General features: G+C 45.5%; 12 protein-coding genes. 5 read left to right on the top strand and 7 right to left on the bottom strand.

Features of this window, described 5'->3' with window-relative positions; translation table 11 throughout:
• Both lipB and RMO35_RS03345 read right to left on the bottom strand, forming a co-directional pair.
• Positions 1–536, bottom strand: a 536-nt coding sequence (lipB, locus tag RMO35_RS03350) for a lipoyl(octanoyl) transferase LipB (RefSeq protein WP_309738545.1), incomplete at its 3' end; no start/stop codon positions are given.
• Entirely contained in the window at positions 520–1401 is an 882-nt protein-coding gene (locus RMO35_RS03345; RefSeq protein ID WP_309738543.1) for a sugar ABC transporter permease, read from the bottom strand. The genes lipB and RMO35_RS03345, both read right to left, overlap by 17 nt.
• Positions 1402–1728: 327 nt before the next feature.
• On the opposite strand from RMO35_RS03345, the gene RMO35_RS03340 reads away from it, so the two are divergent.
• From RMO35_RS03340 to folE, 4 genes are all read left to right on the top strand, one after another.
• Positions 1729–2760 carry a long-chain acyl-[acyl-carrier-protein] reductase gene (locus RMO35_RS03340; RefSeq protein ID WP_309738541.1) on the top strand — a complete coding sequence of 344 codons (1032 nt, stop codon included), beginning with the start codon at positions 1729–1731 and terminating at the stop codon, positions 2758–2760.
• 163 nt (positions 2761–2923) lie between these two features.
• On the top strand, positions 2924–3898 hold the full coding sequence (locus RMO35_RS03335; protein WP_309738540.1) for an acetyl-CoA carboxylase carboxyltransferase subunit alpha: 975 nt from the start codon (positions 2924–2926) through the stop codon (positions 3896–3898).
• A gap of 214 nt (positions 3899–4112) precedes the next feature.
• On the top strand, positions 4113–4844 hold the full coding sequence (locus RMO35_RS03330) for an SDR family oxidoreductase (RefSeq protein ID WP_309738539.1): 732 nt from the start codon (positions 4113–4115) through the stop codon (positions 4842–4844).
• Between the two features lie 69 nt (positions 4845–4913).
• The gene (gene folE / locus RMO35_RS03325) at positions 4914–5609 is read left to right on the top strand and encodes a GTP cyclohydrolase I FolE (RefSeq protein ID WP_309738537.1); all 696 of its coding nucleotides are present in this window, start codon (positions 4914–4916) and stop codon (positions 5607–5609) included.
• 101 nt (positions 5610–5710) lie between these two features.
• On the opposite strand, the gene RMO35_RS03320 is transcribed toward folE, so the two are convergent.
• On the bottom strand, positions 5711–5854 hold the full coding sequence (locus RMO35_RS03320) for a DUF2256 domain-containing protein (protein WP_309738535.1): 144 nt from the start codon (positions 5852–5854) through the stop codon (positions 5711–5713).
• Positions 5855–5881: 27 nt separating this feature from the next.
• Between RMO35_RS03320 and RMO35_RS03315 the strand changes: the two genes are divergently transcribed.
• Positions 5882–6634: an RNA methyltransferase gene (locus RMO35_RS03315; RefSeq protein WP_309738534.1), complete on the top strand. Its 753-nt coding sequence runs from the start codon at positions 5882–5884 to the stop codon at positions 6632–6634.
• Positions 6635–6685: 51 nt separating this feature from the next.
• Here the strand turns inward: RMO35_RS03315 and RMO35_RS03310 are convergent, their stop codons facing one another.
• From RMO35_RS03310 to RMO35_RS03295, 4 genes are all read right to left on the bottom strand, one after another.
• Positions 6686–6976 (bottom strand): hypothetical protein, encoded by a 291-nt coding sequence (locus RMO35_RS03310; protein ID WP_309738531.1) that lies wholly within the window; start codon positions 6974–6976, stop codon positions 6686–6688.
• Between the two features lie 422 nt (positions 6977–7398).
• Positions 7399–7749, bottom strand: coding sequence for an AAA family ATPase (locus RMO35_RS03305; RefSeq protein ID WP_309738530.1), 351 nt, complete (start codon positions 7747–7749; stop codon positions 7399–7401).
• A 9-nt stretch (positions 7750–7758) separates the two neighbouring features.
• A complete protein-coding gene (locus tag RMO35_RS03300) occupies positions 7759–8628 on the bottom strand; it encodes an AAA family ATPase (protein ID WP_309738528.1) in 870 nt (289 codons plus the stop codon).
• A gap of 23 nt (positions 8629–8651) precedes the next feature.
• Positions 8652–9372 (bottom strand): SIS domain-containing protein (locus tag RMO35_RS03295; protein ID WP_309738527.1); only part of this gene is annotated, 721 nt, incomplete at its 5' end.

Genomic DNA, 9372 nt, shown 5'->3' with positions numbered 1-9372 from the left:
TGCTCGAAGCCGCTCAGATCCGGACAAACATTTAAGGCAAAACCGTGCATCGTAATCCATCTACTGACCTTAATCCCGATCGCTGCAATCTTACGACCTTCTACCCAAACCCCAGTTAACCCCTCAATCCGTTCGCCAGTGAGATCGTGTAAAGCTAAAACTCTAATCACAACTTCTTCAAGTTGTCTTAAGTACCAATGTAAATCTTGTTGGTAATAACGTAAATTGAGAATGGGATAGGCAATAATTTGACCCGGACAGTGATACGTTACTTCACCACCACGCTCGACGCGATATAGTTCGTATTCAGTCTGGAGATGGTCGAATTTTAAGTATTCTAAACTAGCGTCAGTGCCGAGTGTATACACGGGTGGATGTTCGAGAATGACTAGAGCATCAGCACGATCTGGGTCGATCGTGCGTTCTTTTTGAAGTGATTTTTGCCAAATCCATGCCGTTTGATAATCGATCGTTCCACAGTTATACAAAGAACATTTGCGTTTGCTTCCAGCTAGTTTTTCAGGGTAAGTTAGCATTATTTTGCGAGATTTTAAGATTGATGAGAGACAGAATAAACACAATCAGAAATAAGATTAAGCCGATCGTGCAAGCATAGCTCAGATCGGGATTATTAGACCCAAAACCTTGTTGATACAGGTAATAAACTACCGTTTTAGAACTGTTGCGCGGGCCACCTTGAGTCATCACATAGACTTCTTCAAAGATTTTGGTGGCCGCGATCGCGGAAATAACCGCAACCAGCAACAGATAAGGACGCATCAGGGGAATAGTAATATCCCAATGCTTAGTATAACGATCCGACCCATCGATCGCCGCCGCTTCATATAAATCCGCTGGAATCGATTGCAATCCTGCCAAATAAATCGTCATGTAATAACCCAATCCCTTCCAAATCGTTACCAGCATCACGCTAAATAACGCTAATGCCGGACTAGTCAGCCACGGAATTGCCGGAATACCGACGACCTTTAAAATTTGATTGAGCAAACCATTCTCAGCATAGATAAACTTCCAAGCGATACCCGCAACCACCATCGAAATGACAACTGGGACGTAGTAAGCCGCCCGAAAAAAGCTCATCCCTTTGAGTTTTTGATTGACTAAAATTGCCAGCAGCAGCGGGGCAAATACCAAAATTGGCACCACACCACAGAGATAGAGTAATGTATTCCTAATTGTTTGCCAGAATACCGCATCTTTGGCCAATCGATCGAAATTAGTCCATCCTTGCCAACTCGCAGTACCCGCGATCGGGTCATAATTGGTAAAGCTCAGATAAAAAGCCTGGATGGCAGGCAAGAATACTGTTATCCCTAGCAGCAGCAATGCTGGCGCGAGGAATAAGTAAGGTGTCCAGTTGAGTTGGCGGAGGCGAATCATGGGGACGCGGGAGACTGGGGGACGGGGGGACGGGGAGACGGGGAGACGGGGGAAGTGGGGAACTAGCTTGTACTGAGCGAAGTCTAATTGAAAACGGGGAGACTATTAATTTCTTACCTATTACCTATTACCTATTACCTTTTACCTATTACCTTTTACCCATTACCTCTTACCTCTTACCCTAAATTAGCGGGCTAATGAGCAACTTACCTCAATAAGCGATCCCAAGGCCCTATTTTGTACTATTGTGTAGAAAGAGCCATTTAAATCTAGCCGTTATATATCGCTCACCACTTCTGCTCAACAGGCACAACTCGTAAAATCTTCATGTTTGGTCTTATCGGTCACCTTACCAGCTTAGAACATGCCCAAGCCGTCGCTAAAGACTTAGGCTTTCCAGAATATGCAGATCAAGGGCTGGATTTTTGGTGCAGTGCCCCACCACAAACAGTAGATCGGATTACGGTCACAAGTATTACCGGGCAACAGATTGAAGGCTATTACATCGAATCTTGTTTTCTGCCGGAAATGCTAGCAACTAGACGCATCAAAGCAGCGATTCGCAAAATCCTCAATGCTATGGCTCACGCCCAAAAACAGGGAATTCAGATTACTGCTCTCGGTGGATTTTCCTCGATTATTTTTGAAGAATTCGGTCTTTACCAGAATAAACAAGTCCGGAATGTCGAATTAGATTTTGACAGATTTACGACTGGTAACACACATACTGCATATATTATCGCACGGCAGGTCGAGCAGGGTGCGGTCAAACTAGGGATCGAACTGAGCAAAGCGACAGTCGCAGTCGTGGGGGCGACAGGTGATATCGGCAGTGCCGTATGTCGCTGGATTGACAAGCGCACCAATATTGCCGATCTGCTATTAGTAGCTCGCAACCAGGAACGCCTGCAAAACCTCCAAGCTGAGCTGGGACGTGGCAAAATTGTCGAGTTAGAGGCTGCTTTGCCCCAAGCTGATATCATCGTCTGGGTGGCTAGTATGCCAAAAGGGGTCGAAATCGATGCGACTACTCTCAAGCAGCCCTGTCTATTGATTGACGGTGGTTATCCCAAAAATTTGGGCACTAAGATTCAGGCTCCCGGTATCCATGTGATGAATGGGGGGATTGTCGAGCATTCTCTCGACATCGACTGGAAAATCATGAACATCGTCAATATGGATGCTCCCGCTCGCCAGCTCTTTGCGTGTTTTGCCGAAGCGATGTTATTGGAGTTTGAGAAACTGCACACGAGTTTCTCCTGGGGACGCAATCAGATTACGATCGAGAAAATGGAACAAATCGGTCAAGCCTCACTCAAGCACGGTTTTCGACCGCTATTATCGTTTGTCGGGGGTTAGTCCCGCCGCAATGGTAATTGGCGCATCATGCAGGTAAGTAGAGCGTTCGTGGATATACTCGATTGATGATGGCTTTGGCTGAAGCCTATGGCGGGCAGTGCCCACCCTACATTTTTTTACTCCCAGCTCCCAACTCCCAACTCCTAACTCCCAACTCCCAGTCATGGCTGCTCCCAACGAAAAGAAGCCCTTTTTATTAGAATTTGAAAAACCGTTAGCCGACTTACAGCAACGGATCGATCGCATTCGCGAACTTGCTGAAGAAAGTAGCGTCGATATCTCCAGTCAGATTTTACAATTGGAGACTAAATACGTGCAATTGCGCGACGAAATTTTTAGTAGCCTCACTCCCGCTCAGCAGCTCCAACTAGCTCGTCACCCGCGTCGTCCGAGTACGCTCGACTATATTCAGGCAATTTGTGATGAATGGATCGAGTTACATGGCGACAGGCGCGGTAAAGACGATCCGGCTTTGATCGGCGGTGTAGGCAAGTTAGCCGGGATTCCCGTGGTGCTACTAGGGCACCAAAAGGGGCGGGATACCAAAGATAACGTAGCGCGAAATTTTGGGATGGCGGCTCCTGGGGGCTATCGCAAGGCAATGCGCTTGATGGAACATGCCAATCGATTTGGGATGCCAATTCTAACGTTTATCGATACGCCGGGGGCTTGGGCGGGCTTGGAGGCAGAGGAGTTAGGACAGGGTGAAGCGATCGCGTATAATCTACGGGAGATGTTTCGGTTGGATGTACCAATTATTTGTACGGTAATCGGTGAAGGTGGCTCTGGTGGAGCCTTGGGCATTGGGGTCAGCGATCGGTTGATGATGTTTGAACATGCGGTGTACTATGTAGCTAGTCCCGAAGCTTGTGCCTCAATTTTGTGGAAGGATGCCGGGAAAGCACCCCAAGCGGCTGAAGTTCTGAAAATTACCTCTAAGGATTTGAAAAACTTAGGCATTCTCGACCAGATTTTACCAGAACCGCTCGGTGGGGCACATGCGGACTCCGTTCGCGCGGCGGCGGTACTCAAAGATGCCATCCTCAAAAATCTGCATCAGTTACGAGTACTACCATCAGCCGAGCTAAGATCGCTCAGATATGATAAGTTTCGACAGATGGGAGTATTCACCCAGTAAGTGGGTAGACGTAATTATTTACAAGATAGATTATCTCTGAAACCTAGCTGGTGGGCAGTGCCCACCCTAATCGATATCTATTCCCTATTCCCTATTCCCTATCTAATTTAGTCCCGATCCCCAAGTCCGATCGACCATCACTCGATCGATGCTATAATCAACTCGTAACAAAAATTTACATATCGCTCACTTCTGGGCAAACTTCCTGGACTAGATGAATCCGATTGCAACAACTAATCGAACGGCATTAATTACGGGCGCAAGCAGTGGCATTGGCAAAGCCACAGCACTAGCTTTTGCAAAAGCAGGCATTAATCTAGCATTGCTAGGGCGGTCTGAGGATAAACTAATGGCAGTAGCAGCCGCTGCAACCACGCTTGGTGTGACAGCCAAAACATACGTGGTAGATTTAGCTCAAATCGATCGAGTTGCGATCGAGATTGCCGCAATTGCCGCAGACTTTGACAATTTAGATATTCTCATCAATAATGCGGGGATGGCTTATACTGGAGCGATCGCCGATACGCCCCTAGCCGATTGGCAACGCATTATCGACCTAAATCTCACCAGCGTTTTCCAATGTATCCAGGGAATTTTGCCGCAGATGCGCCAACGCCAATCTGGGATAATTGTGAACGTATCTTCGATCGCTAGCAAACAGGTATTTCCCAATTGGGGTGCTTATTCGGTCAGTAAATTTGGGCTGATGGCACTAACTAAAGCCATTGCTGGTGAAGAACGCGCCAACGGCATTCGCGTGAGTGCAGTCTGTCCGGGTTCGGTCGATACGCCACTCTGGGATACAGATACCGTCCAAGCCGACTTCGATCGATCTGCTATGCTGACCGCCGAAGCGGTTGCTCAAGGCATCCTCTACGCCGTGCTTGCGCCTGGTGGTGCAGTAGTTGAAGAACTAATTATCATGCCCAGTGGTGGAGCTTTATAGTTCTACAATCGGTCTACCAATCCGGGTTTTGACTCCGCTCATTTATTTTCATATCTATTTAGACCAAACATGACTATTTCATCCCCTCAAAGTGGTAACTCTGCTGGTAAAGATCGCCTTAATAATATTAATCCCAGACCCGATCGTAATACTCTTAATGGCGCGCCAGTAAAGATTCACGATCCAGAAGAAGTTAGCCTAGAAGATATGATGGACTCAGTTCGTCAAATCATCTTAGGAGTAGGCGAAGATCCAGAGCGAGAAGGATTGCTCAAAACTCCCAAACGAGTTGCTGAATCGATGCGATTTTTGACGAGTGGTTACAACCAATCGCTCGAAGAGATCATCAATGGCGCGATTTTTGATGAAGGTCATAACGAGATGGTGCTCGTTCGCGACATCAACTTTTTTAGCATGTGCGAACATCACATGTTGCCATTTATGGGTAGAGCGCATGTTGCCTACATCCCCAACCAAAAAGTCGTTGGCTTGAGCAAACTCGCCCGCATCGTCGATATGTATTCCCGCCGGATGCAGGTTCAAGAACGCCTCACCCGTCAAGTCGCCGAGGCACTGCAAGAAGTTTTAGAACCCAAGGGTGTCGCGGTAGTGATGGAAGCCAGCCACATGTGTATGGTCATGCGCGGCGTCCAAAAACCTGGTTCGTGGACAGTTACCAGTGCGATGCTAGGTGCCTTCCAAGAGGATCAGCGCACTAGAGAAGAGTTTCTTAATCTCATTCGTCATCAGCCAGCGTTTATGTAGGAAGGAGATGGGAGATGGGAGATGGGAGATGGTAGTAAAGATGTGGGTGTTCTTCGATCTAGCGATATCTAAATTCTTACCCACTCTCTCCCATCTCTCATCTACCCTCTCCTCTTCCGGCAGCGTTCGGAACAATATTTGACCTCATCCCAATTGGATTCCCACTTCTTGCGCCAAGTGAATGAAAGATTGCAAACGGGACAGATCTTCGTGGGCAGATCGGATTTTGCTCGGTGTCGCGGCATTACAGTTAATCGATCGATAAATTTACAGTGAGTAGCTCTCTCTATCATATTCGGATTGTCTTAGTAGAGCCAACGGGTGCCCTAAACATCGGCGCGATCTCGCGGGTGATGAAAAATATGGGATTGACACAATTGGTAATTGTGAATCCTCAGTGTGACGTTTTTGGCGAAGAAGCTAGCCGCATGGCAGTACATGCGATCGATGTCTTAGCGACAGCGAAGATCGTTCCAGACTTACCGACTGCGCTCCAGGGTTGTACGCGCGTAATTGCCACTACAGCGCGAGATCGGGCGCTTCCAACGCAGCTCGAAACACCCAGACAAGCTTTACCTTGGCTGGTAGAGAGTACCGAGCCGACAGCATTAATATTTGGACGGGAAGATAGTGGCTTGACTAATGCCGAATTAAATTATGCCACTCGCTATCTTCGGATTCCAGTCGGCTCTAGTTATAGTTCGCTCAATTTGGCTCAAGCAGTTGGCGTTTGTGCTTATGAATTGCAGATGTGTGCGATCGATCTAGCTGAAGATTTACCGATTCAGCAGGCCCAAATACCGCTACAATCTGACGTAGCACCAGTAGAATTAGTCGAAGGATATTATCAGCAGTTAGAGACATTACTGCTCGATATCGGCTATCTATTTCCCCATACAGCACTGCATCGGATGGAAAAACTGCGCCGTCTCTACAATCGCAGTCAACTTTCACCAAATGAAGTCGCTTTATTACGCGGAATCTTAAGTCAAGTCCGGTGGGCGCTCGATCGACAACAAGGCTAGAGGAACGGCTTACAATTTGAAAATACCGACTTTCCCGCGCTTGTAACCGAGTTACAATTTCGATCGCGCACAGCCGAGCAGATCTAATACTTCGTTGAGTCTATCCTTGAATGCCGTCACATTAGGCAGATCGGTCATGCGATCGATATCGATCTCCCCATCATCAATTTTATTATTAAGCAATATTCTCGTTTCCGGCTCACCTAGATTATTTTCTAGCTGCTTTTTGAGAGAATTAGGTGAATTTTTACTAGCTGACTCATATTCAAGTTTTACACAATCCTTGTACTTGTTTTCTAAAGCACACAAAACCCAAGCTTCGGAGATGGGAATAGGGATCATGGGAACTCCAGTAGAAAGTTTTTCACGACTGAATCCATCTAGTATCGATTTAAACCGAATTGCCCATTTGTTTTTCTGAGAACTTCTTTTACCATCACTATCTACAAAAAGTACAACAATCAATGGGATTGTATCGCCAATATCTTTCTTTTTTTGATGAGCTATTATAGCTAATGCTCTAGCTCTTTTAAATAATTCTCTTGTTTCATCGTCAACATTTTTTCCTTTTCAAGATTGAGCTGGAAGACTTCTCGCTTTTTTTGTTAACTCAGTCTTGGATACAATAGTATATGTTTTTTCCTTGATAAATGAATAGCCAATTTTACGATCGATCCAATTATCAATTAATTTTGTCATTGGGCCAAATTCTTTATCGTTTACACCTGTATCAGTCGATCCCTCTCCACTTAATATTAAGAACATCATAAACCCTCGATGATTTCCTCATTAAGTTGAGTTAATAAGGTATCTTCATAAACTTCACCCGCACCCATCACCGTTAGCTTCTCACGCATCGCAGGAATATCGAATAACCGGATCGCTTGTGTTGCTCCACTCTTGGCTTTATATATATAGATAACACCCGCGATCGCGACATCATCTTCGAGGTAATTTAAAACCATCGGACTATGAGTAGTAATCAATACTTGCGGATCGGATTCAACTAATTCATCTACCACAAACTCAATTAATTCAGGGTTAATGCCATTTTCTATTTCATCTAGCAGCAAGAAACTTTGCTCTTTAGATAGTTGAGCAAAAACCGCCAGCATCCGCAGAAATCAATCAGCGACATGTCGAGCTTCCGTCTTGACGATCGTATCACCAAACTGCTCTTGAATGGTAAGACTTTTCCAGCCAGAACGTAGCGATAATATATCGAGATGTTTGAATTGTGGATAAACTTTAGCCAGCTTTGCTTGAATGATATCCCGTTTTGCTTCACCAATTTCATGTAAGAATGCCGACAGCTTCTCACCACCTAATCCTAAACTATTACCTGCATCTCTAGTCCTTTGTCTGAGTAGTTCAGGGGCTAGTAGATCTAGAGCATGTAGATTTGCAAAGAATTTCTTGAATTCATACAATTCCTTTGGCAACTCAGATTCTTTAATTTGTGATATCACAGATCCCTGATAATTAGAGGTAATTCTTCCAGCAATCACACTCTCTTGAACATAGCCAATTATTCTTGGGCTATCATCTATTTCACATATAGTTAAAATATTGTAATTTCTATCTGCTACTTCTAAAATTTGATATTCATCCCATTCTATCGATTCATTAGTGCATTGTAATGTTGTACGATTAAAGCTGCCATGCCAAATAATTTCAAAGTTTTCAGAATGTATAAGTAAGACTTCAAAGTTAATATTTTTCTTACGAGTCAATTTTGAACTAAGATCGGAAGATTCCCACTGCCTCTGTTTGAGCCAACCACTCAGATCGCCTCTAACTTGTTGAGACAAAAAATCAAGAAATTGCAATACTGTAGATTTCCCTGAACCATTTAGCCCAACTAAACAGCTAAACTTGGCTAAAGGTAACTCAAAATTAACTAAAGATTTAAAATTATCGATTTTGATAGATTTAATTTGCATATCTTTAGACAAAAATTCCGTAAATGCCAGAACACCTACGGAATCTAACATACAACTTTTTGACATTAAATCAACTACTCAACCGTCACCGATTTGGCGAGGTTGCGAGGCTGGTCTACATCTAATCCGCGCATGGCGGCAATGTGATATGACATCAATTGCATCGGAATAACTGTTAGTACTGGCGATAATAATTCATCGACATCTGGTACGGGTAAAACCTTGTCAAAGATCTCTGCTGCATCCTTATCGCTGGCGGCTACTACCCCATACAAATGTGAATCTCGTGCCTTGGCTTCTTGGGCATTAGAAACCGCTTTCTCATATACTTTCCCTGGCATGGTAATCGCAATTACGGGTACCTTAGCATCGAGGAGTGCGATCGGGCCGTGTTTCATCTCGCCGGAGGGATAACCTTCGGCGTGGATATAGCTGATCTCTTTGAGTTTTAGGGCACCTTCTAGGGCGATCGGGAAGTTGATGCCGCGACCGAGGAAGATGGCATCGTGGGTGTCGAGGAAGCTGTGGGAGAGTTCTTCGATGTATTTTTCTTGGGTTTCGAGGATGACTTCGATTTGGGAGGGGAGGACTTTTAAGCCAGCGATAATTTCGGCGAGGCGATCGGGTGTAATAGTCCCGCGACGATGGGCGAGGTCGAGCGAGAGGAAGTAAAACGCCATCAACTGACCCATGAAGGTTTTGGTGGCGGCTACGCCGATTTCCATGCCTGCGTGGGTGTCGATGACGCAATCGACGACGCGGGCGATCGCGCTATCGGTACGATTGGTGACGGCG

The sequence above is a fragment of the Chamaesiphon sp. OTE_20_metabat_361 genome (assembly GCF_031364565.1).
The sequence above is the reverse complement of the archived record's forward strand: the minus strand, read 5'-3'. Positions and strand labels throughout refer to the sequence as shown.

Excerpts from the sequence above, each read along its gene's own strand:
- RMO35_RS03345 (WP_309738543.1), bottom strand. The coding sequence starts at position 1,401 with ATGATTCGCCTCCGCCAACTCAACTGGACACCTTACTTATTCCTCGCG.
- RMO35_RS03340 (WP_309738541.1), top strand. The coding sequence starts at position 1,729 with ATGTTTGGTCTTATCGGTCACCTTACCAGCTTAGAACATGCCCAAGCC.
- RMO35_RS03335 (WP_309738540.1), top strand. The coding sequence starts at position 2,924 with ATGGCTGCTCCCAACGAAAAGAAGCCCTTTTTATTAGAATTTGAAAAA.
- RMO35_RS03330 (WP_309738539.1), top strand. The coding sequence starts at position 4,113 with ATGAATCCGATTGCAACAACTAATCGAACGGCATTAATTACGGGCGCA.
- folE (WP_309738537.1), top strand. The coding sequence starts at position 4,914 with ATGACTATTTCATCCCCTCAAAGTGGTAACTCTGCTGGTAAAGATCGC.
- RMO35_RS03320 (WP_309738535.1), bottom strand. The coding sequence starts at position 5,854 with ATGCCGCGACACCGAGCAAAATCCGATCTGCCCACGAAGATCTGTCCC.
- RMO35_RS03310 (WP_309738531.1), bottom strand. The coding sequence starts at position 6,976 with ATGATCCCTATTCCCATCTCCGAAGCTTGGGTTTTGTGTGCTTTAGAA.
- RMO35_RS03305 (WP_309738530.1), bottom strand. The coding sequence starts at position 7,749 with ATGCTGGCGGTTTTTGCTCAACTATCTAAAGAGCAAAGTTTCTTGCTG.
- RMO35_RS03300 (WP_309738528.1), bottom strand. The coding sequence starts at position 8,628 with ATGTTAGATTCCGTAGGTGTTCTGGCATTTACGGAATTTTTGTCTAAA.